This window comes from Massilia aquatica, from assembly GCF_011682045.1.
Classification (GTDB): Bacteria; Pseudomonadota; Gammaproteobacteria; order Burkholderiales; family Burkholderiaceae_D; genus Telluria_A; species Telluria_A aquatica.
Genome location: NZ_VVIW01000046.1, coordinates 1 through 20,701, shown reverse-complemented (window position 1 = coordinate 20,701; position 20,701 = coordinate 1). Strand labels below are relative to the sequence as shown.

Here is a 20,701-nt window from a genome sequence, read left to right as displayed (position 1 = left end):
CTCGGCGGGAATCCATAGCACATCTGCTTAGCGAAGGTGCTATGGATTCCCGCCGAGGGCCGCCTTGGCGCGGGAACGACGGGGTCGTAGTCTCGCCACAAACTGCAAGAACAATTTACGCCGACAACATTCCCATGCCCGACTTCGAAAACAAAATCTGCACCCGCCTTGACCTCGCCGCCCGCGTCGCCGCCCTGCCCAAACCGGTGGTGCTGACCAACGGCGTGTTCGACATCCTGCACCGCGGCCACGTGACCTACCTGGCCCAGGCGCGCGCGCTGGGCGCCTCGCTGGTGGTCGCGGCCAACACCGACGCCTCGGTCAAACGCCTCGGCAAGGGCGACGACCGTCCCCTCAACAACGGCGCCGACCGCATGGCCGTGCTGGCCGCGCTCGAATCGGTCAGCCTGGTGGTCGACTTCGACGAAGACACCGCCCTCGAAGTCGTCCTCGAAGCGCGCCCCGACATCTACGCTAAGGGGGGCGACTACGACATGCAGGCTATTCCCGAAGGCCAGGCCGTGCTGGCCTACGGCGGCCAGGCCGTCGCCATCGATTTCGAACACGACCGCTCGACCACCAAACTGCTGTCGAAAATCCGCACATAACCGAGGAGTCTGCCATGGGTGGAAACGCCATGAAACACGTCGGCGTTACCCGCCAGCCGGCCGCCGCATACCAGGCCATCACCGCCGCCACCATCGACAAGCTGCGCGCGCTGTTCCCGGGCATCGGCTGCCAGCCGATTCTCGCCTACGGGCAGAAGGAAAGCTTCGGCGACAGCGACATCCTGATTGAATCGACCCACCTGCCTTTGGACTGGATCGAGCAGGTCAAGGCCGCCTTTGCGCCGCAAGACCTGATCGTCAACGGCGACGTGGTCTCGTTCGATTTCCGCTCGATGCAGATCGACCTGATCACCACCCCGGCCGACGAAATGGCCTTCGCCGCGTCGTACTACGCCTTCAACGACCTGGGCAACCTGATGGGTCGCATCGCCCACAAAATGGGCCTGAAATACGGCCACGACGGCCTGTGGAAACTCCTGCGCGAGAACGACCAGGTGTTCGCCGAGATCCTCATCACGCGCGATGTCGCCAAAACCTTCGCCCTGCTCGGCTACGACCATGCGCGTTACCTGCAGGGCTTCGACACCTTGGAGGAGGTGTTTGAATTTGCCGCCTCGACGCCGTATTTTCACCGCCAGATCTACCTGTTAGATAACCGCAACGCCGCCAGCCGCGTGCGCGACGCCAAGCGGCCCTCGTACACCGCGTTCCTGGCATGGATCGCAGACAAGCCGCAACTGGACCGCTACGGCTGGTCGGCCTGGGACGGCGGCAAAAAGTCGCCCGAGCGCGATGCCGAACGGGCCGACTGGGAGCAGCGCATCTTCAGCGACATTTTTCTTGAGGCGCGTCCGCAGTACCTGGCGGCGATCGAGGAACACGACACCCACAAGCGCGCCAAGGTGGTCTGGAATGGCGCCATCGTCGCCGCGCACACCGGCTATCAGGGCCGCGAGCTGGGCGAGTTCATGGCCGCGTGCCGCGCCGGCTTCCTTGGCGCGCCGCACGATGCCGCGCTGTCGTTCGAGCAGTGGGTGCTCACCCTTGCGCCGGACGAGATCGCCACGCACCTCGGCGCGTATCAACGAAGCTGGCGCTGGCCGGTAATGCCGCTAGCTTAAGATTCGTCGTTCCCGCGAAGGTGGGAAGTCTTTTCTGCCAGTGGCAGGAACGACGGTTTTGAGGTTTGCGGTCATCAAACCGCTTAAGTTAGCGGCATTAGCGCTAGCCGCTGACTTAGTCCTGCGAAAAATTGTCTACATGCGCCGCCAGCTTGCGGCGCAGTTCCTCGCGTTCCGCATCGAACAGGGACGGAATTTCCAGCCACTGCTGGTACAGCAGCGTCACCCAGTCCCAGTGGCCCACTTCGGGAATATGCCGTTCCATCCGCGCGAACAAGCCCAAGATGTCGGTGGCGCAGGCCGGTTCGGCGGCGGCGATCCAGGCCAGCACGCGGATCGCCGCGCAGGTGGTCCAGTCCATCGGCCCGAACAGGACCGACACCAGCGCGCGGCGCCGTTCCGATCCTTCCCAGCCGCTGTCGACCTGGCCGAGCACCTGCGCCGCCGCCAGCTGCACGCGCGGCAGCCATTCGAGCGCGCTCACGCCCTGCGGCAGCGGCGGCGGATACACCATCACCGCCAGCATGTCGCGCACATGGGCAGTGCCGAAGCGCGCCGCCACGTGGCTGGCCTGGGCCCAGTTTTCGTTCGGATGGTAGGGCGCCAGCGCCAGTGCCGCGATGGCGTCGCGCACCGCCGCATCGGGCGCCGGCAAGGCCGGATGCGGCAAGGTGCCATCGTAAGCCCACAGCGCATAATCGACCGGCGCCAGCACCAGGCGCGGGTCGACAGAAGAAACGGCCCCGCTTTCCATGTCAAGCCGCGCGGCCGGATTGTGCGCCGCGAATTCAAGTGCGAACGCCAGCTGGTTACTGGGCGCATCCAGCGAACTGGTGCCGATCTGGATGGTGCCGCCGTCACCGCCGCCGTTTTTCAGCCAGCCTTCGCGCATCTGGCGCAGCAGGTTGGCGGTGGCGTCCATCGATTGCGCCAGCCGTCCGCGCTCGCGGAACACCAGCTGGTGGGCGCGGTTGTCGCCGCCGCGCATCGCTTCCCACAAGCGCTCCATCCAGGATTCGTCGCCATCGAGTTTGTAGCGGCAGTACCAGGACGAAGCCAGCGCCCATTCCTGCCCGTCCGCCGCCGCCAGCACGGCCTCGTACCAGCCCAGCGCTTTTTGCCAGTTGCCCGCTTCGAAGCAGGTGTCGCCCGCTTCCAGCTTGGGCGTGATGTCATCGGGATCGAAGCTGTTGGCATGGATGAAGGCTTGTTCGGATTCGTCGAAGCGCCGCATGCAGCGCAGCAGCAGGCCGATGGCGTTGCCCTGTTCGGTGGAAGCGGCCTTCTCGATGGGCCCCGTGATCGCCAGCGCGGCGTCAAAATTGCCGGCTTTGCGTTGCAGGCCGGCGCGCACCATGAGCAGGATGGGCGATGGCGCATAGCCGGCGCTGGCGCGTTCGGCCAGAGCGGCCCAGCGCTTCATCGCGCGCACTATCTTGAACGAAGACTCGTGCGCTTCTTCGACGCTGTTTAGCACCGTCGCCAGCAGCTGCATCATGGTCGCTTCGTCGACAAGGGCCAGCGCCCCGTCTTGCTCGAGCCAGTCGAGCGCCCATGCGTGCAGATAGATCGCATGGCGCTCCGCGCGCGAGACTTGCAGCAGCAGGTCGACCGCCTCGGCAGTGCGCCCCTGGCGCTGCCAGAACCAGGCCCGCAGCGCCTCGCTGTGGGCAAAGCGCTCGTCGCCGGCCGGCAGCAGCGCATCGACATCGCCATTGGCTGCATCCAGATAGCGCGCGGCCAGCGCCCGCCAGTCGGCGCGGCTTGGCTCGACCGCCAGCAGCGAGGCCAGGTGCATTGCGCCGTGGGCCAGGCCGGAGCCGGTGTCCAAGGTCGCGCTGGCGACAAACAGGTGGAATTCCGGCGAACCTTCGCGCAGGGTGAGATCCTGGCCGGCGTAGGCTGATGGAGCCGCATCACTTGGCGCGGAGGAGGCTCCCGGCGTCGCGGCCGCTACCGCCGCGATGTCCGTTTCTTCTTTTATACCTGTGAGCTGCCCGGTGAGTTTCTTAAGCCAATTCATGCAGCCATCCCGATAGTGATTGAATAAGTAAATCGCGGATGATATTGTCGCATGCGGGCAAGACCGCCCCCCTGGCGATTGCGTGCATGATCATCTCATCGTCCGCATGGCCGATGCAGAAAACAAATGGGAAAACGATGACAGCACAGCGCACTTTTTTGTATGGCGGCATCCTCGCGGCAGGGCTGTGCATGTCCTTGCCAGCAAGCGCCGTTATTATGGATGGGAAAGCGGTCGAGGACGCGGCAAGGTTGATTGGGGTGGGCATTCCTTTCTTTGCGTGCCTGGTCGGCCTTGGTTTCTACCTGTACTTTTCGCGCCGGTCCATGCGCGACAAGATGACCATGCTGGCGATATATAATCTGCTGGCGCTGATACTCGCACTGATCATTTTGCCAGGCGAGCTCGGCTGGTCCTGGCTCGCGGTCTGGATCGCGCCGCTGGTGATGGTGATCGGGTATGCGGCTTTCCATCCGTTGGAGCCGAAAAGCGGGAGCGCTGCGGAACCAGTCCCGCTCGATGCTACGCCGCGCAAACTTTTTTCTGACTGAGAATGACCATGCACCATGCAGCTTTTCTGGGACTGTTCGCCGTCGCGCTTTGCGGCGGTGCGGCCGCTGCCGGCAATCCCGATCTGGAAGACGGTTTGATGAAAGCCATGAAATTTGACAAGGCATCTGAAAAGCGCCTCGGCAGCTCCGGAAAAGCCATCCAGGCCTACATGAAAGCCGGCTACGTCAATCCACGCCCGAACGGGCGCGCCGATTACACCGATTATTACCTGCTCAATAAACCGGCCAGCTTGTTCGGACACCCGCTGGTGGTCATTGAAGAGGAATACATGACGCGCTATGCCGGCTGCTGCGTCAGCAAGGGGGGTGGCGTGACGGTCAGCGTGGCGGGGAGCCTCGGGGCGCTGAAAAAATTCGCGGCGGAGAATCGCTGCACGATCGAAGAAAATATCGATCCCGGCAAGAAACTGCGCTCGTTCGGCATCAAGAACACGCTTCCGAAGGGCAAATATGCATCCCTGAGTTGCCGCGTGCGCGATGCTGAACAAAACCCTGGATAAGCGCACCGACGCCTACGCCTTGCTGCACGCGCTTGGCGCCAGCGCGCGCCTGCTGCGTCACCTGCAACTGGTGGGCGAAGCGGCCGACGCGCTGATCGACATCTACAACAGCCTGGACTTGCGCTTCGACGCGCGCCTGATCGAGCTGGGCGCGGCGGTGCATGACGCCGGCAAGATCACCTTTCCCGAAGAACTCGACGGTCCCGGCTCGCGCCACGAACCGGCCGGCCAGGCCCTGATGCTGGCCAACGGCGTGCAGCCGGCGGTGGCGCGCTGCTGCGTGTCGCACGCGGCGTGGCAGGAACCGGGCAACTCGTTCGAGGAATTGTCGGTCGCCCTGGCCGATAAACTCTGGAAGGGCAAGCGCGAAGAAGAACTTGAGCTGCGCGTCATCGACCTGATCGCCGCACAACGCGGCCAATCGCGCTGGGATGTGTTCACCACGCTCGATGGGGCGTTCGAAGACATCGCCGTCGGCGGCAGCGAACGTTTGCGGCGCAGCGTTGCCTAGACCCAGCGCCGTAATGATTCGAACATCCCGGCTATTGAAGGTATAAAGTAGAGAAAATTGTCAACCCGGGAAAAATGATGTTCTGGAGCTAAGGTAAAATCAATATTCCCATGAAGGTGGTATATCGACTTGCTGACCAATTGAGGGTGTATCCGCAAAGGGTTATATCAGCTCAAAATGTTGCGCTGAATACATCGCCAAACTTCGGCGGACTCAAGGGCACACTTGGATTGTTTGGTTCGGACGAATGTTGGGACAATATTCAGCAAGGAAAATTCGCTATGCTTACACTTTCAGGAGTTATCGAGCGTGCTTACTGTCATTTTCAGAAGGCGACTGAACCATTTTGCTGGTCAGACAGCGACTATGCACAGCAGGGCGGGGCGGGCGAGGCAACAGAAATACAGCGTATGGCCGAGCAAGGGGTCTTGACACTGCCGGATGCCGCCCCGGAGCAGGCGCGACAACGAATGGATGTCGTAGGGCTGCTTGCGGCACTTGATTTCATTGGTCATCAGCCCCCCGATGACGCCGCGCACTCATTGGGCTTGTCCCGGCGGCAGGTACGGCGCTAAGGGCCGATGCCGTAGCCCGTTCCGGTACCTTTGTCCGAATAAAAACGGAATCCTTCGACTCCGTTCACCTAGCTGAACGAGTGTTATTTCAATGCACTCTCAATATCGGCGACGCTAAGGCCCCCAACATAGTATTGCCCCGGCACGCCTGACTGCCCACTAGCACCTGCGGCACCCTGCCCACCTGCCGGCCCGGCAGGTCCATCGTTGCCGGCACCTTGGCAGTAGGGTCGAGCATCCGCCCCGCCTGGTCCGCCTGGTCCGCCTGGCCCCCCTACACCACCTGCACCGCCGCCGCCTCCCATACCTGGGGAGAGGTCGACGGCCAATAGCCGCGTAATCACAGCCACGTTATCGCCTTCGGTTATGAGGGTGAATGTGCCCCCATTCCCGCCCCAGCCGCCTTGTCCGCCGCTACCTCCAGCTCCACCAGCTCCGCCTTGAGCGCCATTCCCAGCACCTCTCTTGCAGTCAAACATGCTTTGACTCGCATGTGTCCCATGCCCCCCCTGACCTCCTGCCCCGCCTGTTCCTCCCACGCCCCCTGAGCCACCGTCCTCGCCGCGCAGACCTAGCTTTAATCCACCTACGATGTTCTTGACTACGATAGTCAATGATGGCGCTGTAGCTCCAAGTTCGCCTCGGAGCCCTTCGGGACCGGTTCCACCCACGCCACCACCCACATTTTCGGCGCCACCTTGGTTGGCACCAGCTATCCCTGACCCTGCTGCCGGCGGTATGGATGGAGCGACATCTACCCAGGTGATTGTCCCCGGATTCTCCTGATCCTCAGAAACTATTTCTTCAGCGAATATAAAAATATTTCGATTAGCGCGCGTGACAGCTTCGTCAAAAATCAATTTACTACCAGGGCGAAATATTAGTTGCCTAACTGATATATAAGGACTAGACCAGCTTTTGTCGCCATCTACGGTAAATTTCCCGAATAATTTCGGCCGAGCTGCGGATACGGCTTCAATTGTTTTCTGGTTGCTTTCTTCAGGCGAGAGATCAGTATGTTGCATGGTTCCTCCATGTAGGTTGAATTAAGTGCATATCCCAATGACTGCGTGGCTATGTAACAACAAAATTTAAGGAATAGTAAAGATATCTATTCTCATTCCGCTTGATAAATCAATTATTTTCGGACAAACATATTTCACTATGCGAAAATAGCTAATGAGATATTGCACTGATTTCACAAATATTGTGCTTCCGTGCAAATCTCCAGCCAGTGACAGGAAGTCGCTGGCGTCGTTCTTTTAGGTCCCGATTTTCGATCTATTTCTGGCCTCTGACAGAATTTGCCCGAAACTTGCAAACCTGCCTCATATCAGAGACAGGTAAGAAAAAATTCCCACAGTCTGCACAGGCGCGGACAGTATACTTAACCGGCTGGTCGGTACCTTGGAACTTCTCCGTTTGCACTGCAGGCTCAGGTGAGTCGGTTATGAAGTTACAGTTTCCCACCCCGTCTTTCGCTTCAGTCGTCAAGCTTGCATTGACGAAATAGCGCCCCTCTCCAGCATAAAAACTCTTGTAAATCTTTTCATCCTGACCTTGAGCCACGCATCGCACACCACCAGCCTTAACTTCTTCATCAAAGCTAATAGTCTGTGCTGACGCGACTGTTAGTGTGCTTCCCAGAACTATACCAATACATAGTTTTGCTATTGCAGATTTGTTAAAGGCGTCGTTATCGATTATCATACCCATTCCCCTAAATACTGGCGGCCGGCAGGCATTATGCTACGCAAAACAAAGGGCAATATATATTTAATAAACATAGTTTGCGCTAGCGCAAAAGGTGTGCCATAAATATGCAGTCCCAATAGCTAGAATGTTCCCAGGCCCGGTCAGCTTCTGCGCGCTCCCACTGCCATTGGATCAAGGGCGGCGTCGGCTGGCGATCCAGCTCCGGGCATTTCTCTATGGTCAGGCCAATCACGGCCCGGGTCTTTCCTTCATTGAGGTAGCGGAAAAAGGCATTGCGCGGCTCTCTCCTCGCCAGCGTTGCGGCAGCCGCAGCAATGCGAGGATCGGTCTGGCCCATCATGCGCATAAGCATTACCGATACCCCGACCAAGTGCATCGGGAAGCCTGCGTCATTGACATGCGCATCAATGTCGACAATGGCTTGGCCGTAGCCTGAGAACGTGCCGAGGTATCCACGCAGGCGACCGTCAGGTAGGTCCTGCAGGCCGTATTTCTGCTGGAGGTAGGACACGGTGGCCGACAGCTGGGCGGCGTCACCTGGCCGCATAGTGCAGCCTTTGTCCTTCTCGTCATTGGTACAAAAGCGCGGCAGGGCGCGCACCAGGCATTTGTTGAACAGTTCGACAGAACACGCGACGTGTTCATGCATCCAAGTAAGCCATTTGCGGGCTGCTGCGACATCACCAGTCTTGACGAAATATAACTGCAAGCCGAGCGCCATGTCTGGAGAGAAAAAGGCGTCGCCGCGGTCGTTACGGCCGAGTATGCGGATGCGCGGTGAACGCGCCCATTCGCCGTTAGCCGGATTCTGTGCCTCGGCCACGCCTTGGCATCCTCGTGGGTCGCCGGCGGCGCAAAGAAGGCCATTGAACAATGTCATATCGCCATCGTCACATGGTTGAGCCGAGTCTCCCGTTTGTTTGGTAGGAAAGGCGTTGCGTCCTGGTTCTGCTGGACACATCAATGCCCCTTTTTCCCAAAATGGAAGGCGATCATTTACCGGATTCGCTCCAGCAGGGCATATCCCGCAGGCAAGGAAAATACCAAGAAAGAGATTCTTATTAGAAAATTTCATTGGAGGCCCAAAACTGGAAAAAGTGCGAACGCAGTCCGATGCGTAATTACACGCCTTTAGCGCTCAGAAATCAACAAAGATATTTATATAATAACGGTAGGAAAAAGATATGTTGTTTTAGCTGTGATGTACGAAAACGATGGTTTTAGTACATATCGATTTTTGATGTACGAAAAATAGTATGTACGAATATCGGACATCCCTTACAATTAGTACTCCCATACCGTACTATTCTAGCCGACAAATGTCCCGAACTTTCATTTATGCAAGGGTGGGTACCGTTGATCAGAACATAGACAACCAGATCCACGAAATTGAGTCTGCTGGTTTCGCCGTAGACAAGCGACGGATCGTTCGCGAAAGCATTAGCGGTAGTCTCGCGGCCGGCAAGCGTCCCCAATTTGCTCGCTTGCTTGACCGCCTTGGGCCTGGCGACGTGCTAATCGTGACCAAGTTGGATCGTCTTGGTCGTAACGCTATGGACGTTCGGGCCACGGTCGAGCAGCTTGTAGCCAATTCTGTTCGTGTGCATTGCTTAGCGCTCGGCAGCGTCGATCTAACCAGCTCTGCTGGCAAGATGACCATGAGTGTGCTAGGTGCGGTAGCCGAGTTTGAGCGTGATCTGTTGGTAGAACGGACCCAGGCAGGACTCGCACGTGCGCGTGCTGAAGGAAAGACATTGGGACGTCGACCAGGGCTGACGACAGCGCAGCAATCCGAGGCGATGCTACGCCTCGTGGCTGGGGAGTCAGTGGCCAGGATAGCTCGTGATTATGGTACGACTCGCCAGTCCATCATGCGGGTACGGGCAAAATACACTTCAGTCGATGCAGCCGACTACTGACATACGAGCAGTCGCCTTCAGAAAACAACAGCTGCGGTGGACGAAGCCCGCGAGTGATCTACATAGGCCCATGCTTCAGCGCTGAAACCGGCTCAAGTGAGCCGCCGCACCGACTCCCTGACCACCAGGCTCAGTGCCGGCAGCGGCACCTTCACCTCGTCATGCCCGATCATCCCCAGCATCATGGTGCCGATGCACGAACCGACGTCGTACAGCGGCTGGCGCACGGTCGTCAAAGGAGGGGTGGTGTACATCGAACTATGCAGGTCGTCGAAACCGATGATCGACACGTCTTCCGGCACCCGGATGCTGCGCCGGTACAGCGCCAGGCGCGCGCCGTAGGCGGATAAATCGTTGGCCGCGAAGATCGCCGAAAAGCGCGCCCCCGACGAGAGCAGTTGATTGACCGCCTGCAGCCCGCCCGACTCCTGGAAGTCGCCCGCCACGATCAGGCCCGGATCGGGCTCGATGCGGTGCTTGGCCAGTGTGTCGCGGTAGCCGGCCAGGCGCGCGTGCGCATCTTCCTGGTCGTCCGAACCGCGAATGAAGGCGATGCGGCGGTGACCCTGTTCGATCAACAGCTCCATCGCCTCGCAGGCGGCGCCGTAATTGTCGAGGAAAAAACCGAAAACCCGCTCGCCTTCGAGCTTGCGCCCGAACGCCACGATCGGCACGCGCTGCGAAAAATCGAGGATCTGGGTGTCGCTCATGTTCCCGGTCAGGATCACCACGCCGTCCACGCGGCGCCCGATCAGCAGTTCGACCCGCTCCGCTTCTTCGGCGGCGTGCCAGTGTCCGCTCATGATCAACAGCGCATAGCCGGCCGTCTTGACAGCATCCTCGATGCCGACCATGGCGTCGTTGAAGTAGCCCGATACCAGCGACTGCGTCAGCACGCCGATGGTGCGCGTGCTGCCCATTTTCAGGCCCTGCGCCACCAGGTTCGGCTTGTAGTTCAGGCGTTCGATGGCGTCTTCGATGCTGCGCCGCTTGGCGTCCGACACGCGCGCGGTGCCGTTCATAAAACGCGACGCGGTGGCCGGGGATACACCGGCGGCGTGCGCCACCTGGTGCAAGGTGACGGGGCCGTTCTCGCTGGTCCTCATCGGCGCTCGCACAAGTGTTCCACCAGCGCGCGGTGCGGCGGCAGGTCGGCCAGCGCGTGGCCGGCCAGTTTGGCGATCATGGCAAATTCGGCGGCCGCTTCCTGGCGCCGGGCCGGATGGCAGGCGCTCGGATGCAGGCTGGTGGCGAACTCCATCCCGTACAGCACGTACTGCCAGCTCGAGGTCGGATACATCTCTACGTCGGCCACGAAGTCGAGCCGGTGCGGCGCACGGCAGCGCCACATGGCCAGCTTGTCGCGCAGCGACTGGGGAATCGAACGCGGGTCGGTGTTGTCGGTCCAGAAGGCCGAGTCGGTGCGCTGACTGAGGCAGTAGTGCAGCTTGATGAAGTCGACCACGCGCTCGTAGCGCTCGCGCATCAGGCGGTTGTACTGGGCCGCCACCGGCGCGCTGTCGCCATTGAACGGGAATAAGTGGCCGATCAGGTAGGCCGCCGTTTCGATCAGGCCGATGCCGGACGATTCGAGCGGCTCCAGGAAGCCGCCCGACAAGCCGACCGCCACGCAGTTCTTCACCCACTGCACGTCGCGGTAGCCGATGTTCAGTTTCAGGTGGCGCGGCGTCAGGCCATCGGCGGCCGCGCCGATGTACTGGCGCAGCACCTGTTCGGCGCGTTCGTCGCTGGTATGGCGGCTCGAATACACGTAGCCGATGCCGCGCCGCTGCTGCAGGCCGATGTCCCAGGTCCATCCGGCTTCGTGCGCGGTGGAGATGGTGTACGACGGAATCGGGGTATCCGGCGCGGGGTAGGGCACCTGCATCGCCAGCGCGCGGTCGACGAACAGCACGTCGTCGATTTTGCGGAAGGGGGAGCCGAGTGCCTCGCCGATCAGCGCGGCCCGGAAACCCGTGCAGTCCACGTACAAGTCGGCGCCCAGCGCGCCGTGTTCGCGCGTGTGCACGCAGGCGATCGCGCCGTCGGCACCGAGTTCGACCCGTTCCACGTTGGCCTGCACATGGCGCACCCCGAGCGAGCGGCCATGCTCGGCCAGCAGGGCGGCGAAGCGTCCGGCGTCGAAGTGGTAGGCGTAGTTCATCGGCCCGGTGTAGTCGGCGTCGGCCAGGCGTTTCGGTCCGTGCGCGGCGTCGGCCACGCGCTTTTGCATGGTGGCCGCCTGGGCGAACGGCACGCCGGCGCCGGCCGTGCCCTGCAGCCAGTGCGGCAGCAGTTCCGGCCCGCCCTGGCGCTGGCTCGGCTGGCTGAAGGGATGGAAGTAGTGGTCGGCGCCGGGCGTGCCGGCCGGGCGCACCCAGTTGTTGAAACGGACGCCCTGCTTGAAGGTAGCCTGGCATTCGCGCACGAAACGCGCTTCGTCGATGCCGATCGCCGCCAGGGTTGAACGGATCGAGGGAAAGGTGCCTTCGCCAACGCCGATGATGCCGATCTCGGGCGACTCGACCAGGGTGATGCTCACGCCGCCCGCGCCGGAATCGGCCGCGCCCAGCGAGCGCGCCAGGTAGCAGGCGGTAAGCCAGCCGGCGGTACCGCCGCCGACGATCAATACGTTATGAAACGCTTTCATGAAATGCCCCTTTTTGTGGCGATGTGTGGCAAATATGACAAACCAGCCCGCACCATAATATTTCGTTTGACTTTGGAATGCACCGAAATGTACCATGAAATCGTTTTCACGTGATCTAAAAACGTTTTCTCGCCCAGCCAAGTTTTTAACAACAAAAATCGGACAATTCCGAATGGAGACTGCATGAAATCTACCGCCACCCAGGCGTTTCGCCGCGCCCGCGCCCCAATTCAACTCGCCATCCTGACATTGCTCGCAGGCATCAGCGCGGCACACGCCCAGGATGTGGCGCAAGCTCCGGCAGCGCCTGCGGTCAGTAAAAGCGTTGGCAGCGCCGACTCGAACGTGATTCCCGAAGTCGTGGTCACCGCGACCAAGCGTTCGACCCCGCTGCAAAAGACCCCGATCGCGATCACCGCGATCAATGCCGCCGCACTGCAGGACAACCACGTGCAAACGATCCAGGACGTGGTCAACCTGGTGCCGGGTTTCCAGGCCACCGGCCAGGGCGACCATGGCGTGATCACCATGACCCTGCGCGGCATCGGCAACGACAGCGCCAAGACCGAATACGCCGATCCGGAAGTGGCCAGCTTCATCGACGGCATCTATTCGCCGCGTCCGGAAGGCGCCACCTCGCTGCTGTTCGACCTGGAAGCGATCGAAGTGCTGCGCGGCCCGCAAGGTACGCTGTGGGGCCGCAACTCCACCGTCGGCGCGGTCAACATGCAGACCACCAAACCGGTGCTCGGCGAGCGTTCGGGTAACATCGAAGCGGGCATGGGCGACTACAAGCGCCTCGGCACGCGTGGCGCCTTTAACATTCCGCTCGGCGAAACCGCCGCCCTGCGCATCGCCGCCGTGCACGAACAGCATGAAGGCTATGTCGACTACCAGAAGCTGCCGAGGATTTCGGTGGCGGACCAGCGCGCGGCTTTCAAGGCCGGCGGCGGCAAGGATAGCGACTTCCGTCCGATCAACCCGAACCTGTTCATCGCCAACGGCCCGCAATACGGCGCCCAGGACCAGACCGCGGTTCGCCTGTCCCTGCTGTGGAACATCACACGGGACGTGAAGTGGAACGTCTCGTACGAAAAATACGCCGATCGCGGCACCCCGAGCATGAATCTGCTGCAAACCCCGCGCGCCGGCACCGACCTGTGGTCGACCCTGTCCGACGTGGCGCCGACCGTCAAGCGCGATTCCGACGCGATCCGCTCGCGCCTCGAATACACCATCAACCCATCGCTGGCGCTGCACTACATCGCCGGCGTGGCGCGCTTCTCCGGTTCGTCGACCTTCGACCAGGACGGCGGCGTGGAGATTCCGACCAGCTTCGCCACCGGCGCGAAATACCAGGCCAACAATACCGTGGCCTCGCACTACAAGAACCACAGCCACGAACTTGAACTCCAGTCGCTCGGCAAGAACACGGTCGACTGGCAGCTCGGCCTGTACTACGCGGCCGAAAAGAACGACATGCGCTTCGACATCCCGATCTTCAACGGCACCCAGGAGGGCACGGTCAACTGGCAGGGTTCCTTCATCCAGCCGAAGCAGACCGTCGCTTCGAGCGCCGCCTTCGGCCAGGCCACCTGGAACATCAGCGACAAGCTGCACCTGACCGGCGGCCTGCGCTACACCAAGGACAAGCGCACCAACCAGGGCGGCAACGGCTACACCTGGGACGGCAAGGCCGACGTGCCGCAAGTGCCGGTCAGCCCGTCGATCGACCCACGCCTGCCGGGCCAGGGCTTCGTGCCGAACAACCCATCGAACGATGGCGTCTACCACGGCAGCAAGACCACCGGCCTGGTACGCGTGAACTATGAACTTGACCGCAGCAACATGGTCTACGCCAGCGTCTCGACCGGCTACAAGTCGGGCGGTCTGCAGGATGGCGGCCGTCCGTACGGCGCCGAAACCCTGACCAACTATGAAATCGGCAGCAAGAGCACCCTGATGGGCGGCATGGTCAAGGTGAACAATGCGATCTACTACTCGGACTTCAAGGACTTCCAGTTCAGCGCCCCGGTCAGCAATCCCGACGGCACCCGCGGGCTGGCCACCAACAACGCCGACGGCGCCACCGTGTTCGGCGTGGAGTCGGAAATCGCCGCCAAGCTCACCCGCGACGACAAGCTGCAACTGACGCTGGCGTACACCCGCGCCAAGCTGGGCGCGCTCGTTGGCGGCAGTAACGACTACACTCTGCCGGTCTGCAACATCCCCGGCATCGGCAACTGCCTCGACGTCTCCGGCAACACCATGCCGCACGCGCCGAAGTTCTCGATGCAGCTGCAATACCAGCACACGTTCGAGCTGGCCGGCGGCGCCACGGTGGTGCCGCGCATCTCGACCCATTATGAAACCGCGTCCTGGCTGAGCGTGTTCAACCTGGGCGAGGGCGACCGCCAGAAAGCCTACACCCGCACCGACCTGGGTCTGCGCTACACCAGCAACAAGTGGTGGGTCGATGCCTTCGTGCGTAACGTGGCCGACAAAAACGTCAAGACCAGCGCCGCGAACGGCTTCAATGCCATCTGGGTGGCGCAGTACCTGCCGCCGCGTACCTTCGGCTTTAACACCGGCGTCGACTTCTAAGTCGCGTCACCCTGTCCGCTTCCCCCGGGAAGCGGAACGCGGCGCGGCGTGCCCGGACGGGCGCCGCGCGTCCCGTCATCGCCCCACCGATATCGAGCTCTACCATGAACAAAACCAATCAATTTCCCGCCGACTTTACGTGGGGAGTCGCGACCAGCGCCTTCCAGATCGAGGGCGGCTCTGCAGCTGATGGCAAGGGGCCATCGATCTGGGATACCTTCTGCCTGAACCCGAACAACATCAAGGACCAGAGCGACGGCAGCGTCGCTTGCGACCATTACAACCGCTATCGCGAGGACGTCGCCCTGATCTCGTCGCTGAACGTGGACGCCTACCGCTTCTCGATGGCCTGGGCGCGCGTCCAGCCGAGCGGCAAGGGCGCCTGGAACGAAGCGGGTTTTGGTTTCTACGACCGCCTGCTCGACGAACTGGCCGCCAAGGACCTCAAGGCGCACCTGACCCTGTACCACTGGGACCTGCCGCAAGGCTTGCAGGACGACGGCGGCTGGATGAACCGCGACACCGCCTACCGCTTCGCCGACTACGCGCAGGAGGTGGCGCGCCGCTTCGGCAACCGGATCGAAGCCATCGCCACCCATAACGAGCCGTGGTGCACCGCCAATCTCGGTTACGGCAATGCGCAGTTCGCGCCCGGCGTGGCCGACGCGAAGCAAGCCATTCAAGTCTCGCACCACCTGCTGCTCTCGCACGGCCTGGCCATGAGCGCCATGCGCACCGCCGCCACTTCGGCGCGGCTGGGCATTGTGCTGAACCAGTGGACGGCCGATCCTGCCACCGATTCCGAGGCTGACCGTGCCATGGCCGAACTGGAATACGCCCGTTCTGTGCAGTGGTTCATGGACCCGATCTTCAAGGGCCGCTATCCGGAACTGGCGCTGCGTGCGCACGGCGAGAACGCGCCCGTGGTGCACGAGGGCGACATGGCCGCCATCGCCCAGGCAATTGACTTCCTCGGCGTGAACTACTACTTCCGTTCCTTCTGCAGCGCCGAAACGCCGCCGCGCACGGCGCCCGGCAAGCTCGGTTTTACCGACATGGGCTGGGAGATCTATCCGCAGGGCCTGACCGAACTGCTGGTCAAGCTCAATGCCGAATACATGCTGCCGCCGATTTACATCACCGAAAACGGCATGGCCAATCCGGACGCCGTCAGCGACAGCAAGGTCGCCGACCCGGAGCGCATCGCCTACGTGCAGATGCACCTGGACGCGCTCAAGGCGGCCATGGAGCAGGGCGTCGACGTGCGCGGCTACTTCCTCTGGAGTTTGCTCGACAACTTCGAATGGAACTCCGGCTACGCCAAGCGCTTTGGCATCGTGCATGTCGATTACGCGACCCAGGAGCGCACGCTCAAAGACAGCGCCCTCTGGTACCGCGACTTCGTGACCCGGCGCCAGCGCTGATCGACCGCTGTTCCTTTGCTTTTCCTTTGGAGGCAACATGGTTCCTGATTCCTATGCCGATGGTGCGCGCCTGCTGGCCGACATCGGCGGCACCAACGCGCGCTTCGCGCTTGAACACGGCGCCGGGCGGGTGGGCGACGCGCACACCCTGGCCTGCGCCGATTACGAGCACTTCGACGACGCCGTCCGCGCCTACTTAAACCGGCTGCCGGCGCGGCGCGTGCGCCACGCGGTCATCGCCATCGCCAATCCGGTCGATGGCGACGCCGTCAAGATGACCAATCACCACTGGGCATTTTCGATCAGCGCCTCGCGCGCCGCGCTGGGGCTCGACACCCTGCTGGTGGTGAACGACTTCGCCGCGCTGGCGATGGCGCTGCCGGCCCTCGGTCCGGCGGACCTGAATAAAATCGGCGGCGGCGGGGCCATTGCCACCGGCGTGATCGGCCTGGTGGGCGCCGGCACGGGCCTGGGCGTGGCCGGCCTGGTGCCGGTCGACGGGCGCTGGGTGGCGGTGCAGAGCGAAGGCGGCCACGTCGCCTTTTCGCCGTTCGACGAACGCGAAGTGGCGGTGCTCCAGCACTGCTGGCAGCGTTACGAGCATGTCTCGGCCGAACGCATCGTCTCCGGTCCGGGTATCGTACTGATTCGCGAGGCGCTCGCCGCCAGGAGCGGCCTCTCGCTCGACGCCAGCCTGTCCACCGCCGACATCGTCGAGCGCGGCCTAACCGGCAGCGACCCGCTCTGCCGCGAAACGCTGGATTGTTTTTCGGGTATGCTGGGCACCGTCGCAGCCAACCTGGCGGTCACCCTGTGCGCGCGCGGCGGCCTGTATATCGGTGGCGGCGTGGTGCCGCGCCTGGGCGCCTATTTTGCCCACTCGCCGTTTCGCGCACGCTTCGAGAACAAGGGACGCTTTTCCGCCTTTACCTCGCAGATCCCGACCCTGGTGATCACCGCCGCGTATCCGGCCATGCTGGGCGCGGCGGCGATCCTGTCGGAGCACTTGGCCCACGTGGGCGACCTGGCGGCAAGCGCCTCCACGCCGCGCGCCGCATCGCCGGCGCCTTTGCCGCTGCCCCTTCTTGAAACGGAAAACGACCATGCACGCTTCTAAACCGACCGTCTGGCCGCTGTTGTGGGTGCCGACCGGTTACTTCACGATGGCGCTCGGGTACGTCATGCTGACCTCCGTCACCGCCATCATGTTCAAGAATCTGGGCATGGACAACGGCAAGGCGGCCGAGTATTCGAGCCTGCTGATCCTGGCCTACACCATCAAGCCGCTGTTCGCGCCTTTCGTCGAAATGTACCGCACCAAGAAGTTCTTCGTGCTGTGCGCGCAGACCCTGCTCGGCCTCGGTTTCATCGGCATCGCGCTGGTGATGGCGCTGCCGAACTACATGGCGATCCTGATGGCGCTGTTCTGGGCCATGTCCTTCGTCGGGGCGACCCAGGACATCGCCAGCGACGGCGTCTACGTCACCTCGCTAGACTCGCGCGCGCAGTCGCTGTACTGCGGCATCCAGAGCCTGAGCTGGAACGTGGGCCCGATCGTCGCCGCCGGCGGCATGGTGTACCTGAGCGGCTGGCTGCATGTGAACATGTTCCATCACGACGCCGCCGTGTTCGGCCCGGACTGGATCGATTCCTGGCGCATCATCTTTTTCCTGGTGGGCGGCCTGACGGTGCTGATGGCGCTCTGGCATGCGCGTTTCATGCCCGACGGCGCGCGCGCCGAAAACACGCCGTCCAGCGCCAAAGAGGTCGGCCATTTTCTGGCCGACTCCTTCGTCACCCTGTTCCAGAAGCGCGGCGTGTGGCGCATGATCGCGTTTGCGTTCCTGTTCCGCCTCAGTATCGGCTTCCTCGAAAAGATCGGGCCGTTCTTCATGGTCGACCCGGCCGCCAAGGGCGGCCTGGGGCTGACCAACGAAAAGCTGGGCGTCATCTACGGCACCTACGGCCTGGCCGCGGTGCTGCTCGGGTCCCTGCTGGGCGGCTGGTACGTGGCCAGGAAAGGCTTGAAGCCGACCTTGTTCGTGCTGTGCTGCGCGGTCAACATCCCGAACGTGACCTTCCTGATCATGGCCGTCTACCTGCCAACGAGCCTGTACCTGATCACGGCCGGCGTGATGATCGAGAAGTTCTTCTACGGCTTCGGCGCGGTCGGCTTCATGATCTACCTGATGCAGCAGCTCGCGCCGGGCAAATACACCACCACGCACTACGCCTTCGGCACCGGCATCATGGGCCTGTGCGGCCTGGTGACGGGCGCGGTCAGCGGCCACCTGCAGGAGTGGATGGGCTACATCAACTACTTCATCTTCGTGATGGTCGCCACCATCCCCTCGTTCATCGCCACCTGGTTCGCGCCGTTTTATATCGACGAAGCGGCGCCTGACGAGGCGGTAGCCGGCCGGGCGATGCCGGCGTGAGGCGCGCGCCGGCCGGCCTGCTCTGTGTCCTGCTGGCGGCCGGCGTGTGCGCAAGCGCGGCGCCCGATGGCATCCACGTCAACCAGCTTGGCTTCGCTGCGCAGGCGCGCAAGGTGGCCGTGCTGCCGGCCGGCGCCACTGGCGAGGTAGAGGTCATCGACGCCGCCAGCGGCGCGGTGGCCTGGCGCGGCCGCACCAAGCCCGCCGCCACCTGGAAGGAATCGGGCGAAACGGTCATGCTGGCCGATTTTTCGGCCCTGCCCGGCTCGGCGAATACCGCATCCGCGCTGACGGCGCCGCGCCCTCGGAGCGCTTCGTGGTACGCGCCGGCGTGTACGCGGAGCTCAATCGCGCCGCGCTCAAGGCGTTTTACTACAACCGCTCCGGCATGGCGCTCGATGCGGCCCACGCCGGCGTGTACGCGCGCGCGGCCGGGCACCCGGATACGCGGGTGCTGGTGCACGCCTCGGCGGCATCCAAAGAGCGGCCGGAAGGTACTGTCATCGCCAGCGCCAGGGGCTGGTACGACGCCGGCGACTATAACAAGTACATCGTCAATTCGGGTATCTCGACCTACACCCTGCTGGCCGCCTTCGAGCACTATCCCGACTATTTTGCGCGCAAGCGGACCGGCATTCCGGAAAGCGCCAACCAGCTGCCCGACATCCTCGACGAAGCGCTCTGGAACCTGGAGTGGATGCTGACCATGCAGGACCCGCATGACGGCGGCGTGTACAACAAGCTGACCAACCAGCGCTTCGACGGTATCGTCATGCCGGCAGAAGCGGGCACCGAGCCGCGCTACGTGGTGCGCAAGGGAACCGCGGCGACGCTCGATTTTGCCGCCACCATGGCCACCGCCGCGCGTGTGCTCAAGCCTTACGAGCAGCAGTTGCCCGGCTTGCCGGCGAAGATGCTGCGCGCGGCCGAAGCGGCGTGGGAATGGGCGCGCGCCAATCCGGTCGTGGCGTTCCGCAATCCGGCCGGCGTGGTGACCGGCGAATACGGCGACGCCACCTTCGACGATGAATTTGCGTGGGCCGCGGCCGAACTGTATATCAGCAGCGGCAAGGACAGCTACTACGCGGCCATGCAGCCGGCAGGCGTTTCGGCCAGCGTGCCGCAATGGGCCGACGTGCGCGGCCTGGCCTGGATCTCGCTTGCGCATCACCGCAACAGCTTGAGCGCGGTGGCCGACCGCAAGCTGATCGCCGCGCGTGTCGATGGACTGGCGGCGTCGCTGGCCGCCACCTGGCGCGTTTCCGCCTACGGCGTGCCGATGCAGGGCGGCGATTTTGTCTGGGGCAGCAATGCGGTGGCGTTGAACCAGTCGATGATGCTGCTGCAGGCTTACCGGTTGAACGGCAAGCGCGATTACCTCGATGCGGCGCAGGCCGGCCTCGATTATGTTTTGGGGCGCAATGCCACCGGCTATGCGTTCGTGACCGGCTTCGGCGCGCGCCAGGTGATGCATCCGCATCACCGGCCGTCCATGGCCGACAAGGTGGCGGCGCCCGTGCCGGGTTTTCTGGCCGGGGGGCCGCATGCGGGGCAGCAGGACAAGGGCGACTGCAAGGCGGTGTATCCGTCGGCGCTGCCGGCGCTGTCGTACATCGATGACGATTGCAGCTACGCCAGCAATGAAGTGGCGATCAACTGGAATGCGCCGCTGGTGTACGTGTCGGCCGCGCTCGATGTGCTGGGCGGGGAGGGGCCGTGAAGCGCGACGATCCTTATGCCATTCTGGCGATGCTGGTGCAGTCCGATGTGTTCAAACGTTCGATGCCCGCGAATTCGCGGCGCTGAGGCAATGGTGGTGTGCGTGCTGCGGGAGTACCTGAAGGTCAGTGAAACGCTGTAGCGTTGATAAGACTACCGCAAAGCGTAAACCGCAAACTGCAAACTGCAAACCGCAAACCGCAAACCGCGAACCGCGAACCGCAAACCCCAGAGCGCGAACCGCAAACCGTAGAGCCGTCTTCCCCGCGAAGGCGGGGATCCATAGCACCTTTGAGGTTATGTGCTATTGATACCCCCCGTCGCCGGGCAGACCGCACAAATGGCATCCCGTATTTAAGG

General features: G+C 62.4%; 17 protein-coding genes and 1 pseudogene. 13 read left to right on the top strand and 5 right to left on the bottom strand.

The window, feature by feature from the left end:
• The first annotated feature begins 134 nt into the window (after positions 1-134).
• Positions 135-608, top strand: a complete 474-nt coding sequence (rfaE2, locus tag F1609_RS33260; RefSeq protein WP_167082112.1) for a D-glycero-beta-D-manno-heptose 1-phosphate adenylyltransferase — start codon at positions 135-137, stop codon at positions 606-608.
• 14 nt (positions 609-622) lie between these two features.
• Entirely contained in the window at positions 623-1,690 is a 1,068-nt protein-coding gene (locus F1609_RS33255) for a nucleotidyltransferase family protein (RefSeq protein WP_167082110.1), read from the top strand.
• A gap of 115 nt (positions 1,691-1,805) precedes the next feature.
• Here F1609_RS33255 and F1609_RS33250 read toward each other — a convergent pair whose 3' ends face one another.
• Positions 1,806-3,713 (bottom strand): tetratricopeptide repeat protein, encoded by a 1,908-nt coding sequence (locus tag F1609_RS33250; protein ID WP_167082108.1) that lies wholly within the window; start codon positions 3,711-3,713, stop codon positions 1,806-1,808.
• 86 nt (positions 3,714-3,799) lie between these two features.
• Between F1609_RS33250 and F1609_RS33245 the strand changes: the two genes are divergently transcribed.
• From F1609_RS33245 to F1609_RS33230, 4 genes are all read left to right on the top strand, one after another.
• Positions 3,800-4,264 (top strand): hypothetical protein, encoded by a 465-nt coding sequence (locus tag F1609_RS33245; RefSeq protein WP_167082106.1) that lies wholly within the window; start codon positions 3,800-3,802, stop codon positions 4,262-4,264.
• 2 nt (positions 4,265-4,266) lie between these two features.
• On the top strand, positions 4,267-4,785 hold the full coding sequence (locus tag F1609_RS33240) for a hypothetical protein (protein WP_167082104.1): 519 nt from the start codon (positions 4,267-4,269) through the stop codon (positions 4,783-4,785).
• The gene (locus F1609_RS33235) at positions 4,763-5,296 is read left to right on the top strand and encodes an HD domain-containing protein (RefSeq protein ID WP_167082102.1); all 534 of its coding nucleotides are present in this window, start codon (positions 4,763-4,765) and stop codon (positions 5,294-5,296) included. The genes F1609_RS33240 and F1609_RS33235 overlap by 23 nt, the downstream gene beginning before the upstream one ends.
• A gap of 110 nt (positions 5,297-5,406) precedes the next feature.
• On the top strand, positions 5,407-5,871 hold the full coding sequence (locus F1609_RS33230; RefSeq protein ID WP_167082100.1) for an immunity protein RhsI2 family protein: 465 nt from the start codon (positions 5,407-5,409) through the stop codon (positions 5,869-5,871).
• Positions 5,872-7,152: 1,281 nt separating this feature from the next.
• On the opposite strand, the gene F1609_RS33225 is transcribed toward F1609_RS33230, so the two are convergent.
• Together F1609_RS33225 and F1609_RS33220 are read right to left on the bottom strand one after the other, a co-directional pair.
• The gene (locus F1609_RS33225) at positions 7,153-7,581 is read right to left on the bottom strand and encodes a hypothetical protein (RefSeq protein ID WP_167082098.1); all 429 of its coding nucleotides are present in this window, start codon (positions 7,579-7,581) and stop codon (positions 7,153-7,155) included.
• A gap of 85 nt (positions 7,582-7,666) precedes the next feature.
• A complete protein-coding gene (locus F1609_RS33220) occupies positions 7,667-8,662 on the bottom strand; it encodes a hypothetical protein (RefSeq protein WP_167082096.1) in 996 nt (331 codons plus the stop codon).
• A gap of 244 nt (positions 8,663-8,906) precedes the next feature.
• Between F1609_RS33220 and F1609_RS33215 the strand changes: the two genes are divergently transcribed.
• Positions 8,907-9,506 (top strand): recombinase family protein, encoded by a 600-nt coding sequence (locus F1609_RS33215; RefSeq protein WP_167082094.1) that lies wholly within the window; start codon positions 8,907-8,909, stop codon positions 9,504-9,506.
• A 92-nt stretch (positions 9,507-9,598) separates the two neighbouring features.
• Here F1609_RS33215 and F1609_RS33210 read toward each other — a convergent pair whose 3' ends face one another.
• Positions 9,599-10,612: a LacI family DNA-binding transcriptional regulator gene (locus tag F1609_RS33210; RefSeq protein ID WP_167082092.1), complete on the bottom strand. Its 1,014-nt coding sequence runs from the start codon at positions 10,610-10,612 to the stop codon at positions 9,599-9,601.
• A complete protein-coding gene (locus F1609_RS33205) occupies positions 10,609-12,156 on the bottom strand; it encodes a tryptophan halogenase family protein (RefSeq protein ID WP_167082090.1) in 1,548 nt (515 codons plus the stop codon). Before F1609_RS33205 ends, F1609_RS33210 begins: the two co-directional genes overlap by 4 nt.
• Before the next feature lie 183 nt (positions 12,157-12,339).
• On the opposite strand from F1609_RS33205, the gene F1609_RS33200 reads away from it, so the two are divergent.
• The 6 genes and pseudogenes from F1609_RS33200 to F1609_RS33180 all read left to right on the top strand — a co-directional run bounded on the left by F1609_RS33200 (position 12,340) and on the right by F1609_RS33180 (position 20,342).
• Positions 12,340-14,760: a TonB-dependent receptor gene (locus F1609_RS33200; protein WP_167082088.1), complete on the top strand. Its 2,421-nt coding sequence runs from the start codon at positions 12,340-12,342 to the stop codon at positions 14,758-14,760.
• Between the two features lie 104 nt (positions 14,761-14,864).
• The gene (locus F1609_RS33195; protein ID WP_167082086.1) at positions 14,865-16,184 is read left to right on the top strand and encodes a GH1 family beta-glucosidase; all 1,320 of its coding nucleotides are present in this window, start codon (positions 14,865-14,867) and stop codon (positions 16,182-16,184) included.
• A gap of 37 nt (positions 16,185-16,221) precedes the next feature.
• A complete protein-coding gene (locus F1609_RS33190; protein ID WP_167082084.1) occupies positions 16,222-17,301 on the top strand; it encodes a glucokinase in 1,080 nt (359 codons plus the stop codon).
• On the top strand, positions 17,288-18,622 hold the full coding sequence (locus tag F1609_RS33185; RefSeq protein WP_167082082.1) for an MFS transporter: 1,335 nt from the start codon (positions 17,288-17,290) through the stop codon (positions 18,620-18,622). Before F1609_RS33190 ends, F1609_RS33185 begins: the two co-directional genes overlap by 14 nt.
• Positions 18,619-18,822, top strand: a pseudogene (locus tag F1609_RS35295) (cellulase N-terminal Ig-like domain-containing protein); the annotation flags it as partial. The gene F1609_RS33185 and the pseudogene F1609_RS35295, both read left to right, overlap by 4 nt.
• A gap of 116 nt (positions 18,823-18,938) precedes the next feature.
• Positions 18,939-20,342: a glycoside hydrolase family 9 protein gene (locus tag F1609_RS33180; protein ID WP_370661705.1), complete on the top strand. Its 1,404-nt coding sequence runs from the start codon at positions 18,939-18,941 to the stop codon at positions 20,340-20,342.
• The last annotated feature ends 359 nt before the right edge of the window (positions 20,343-20,701 follow it).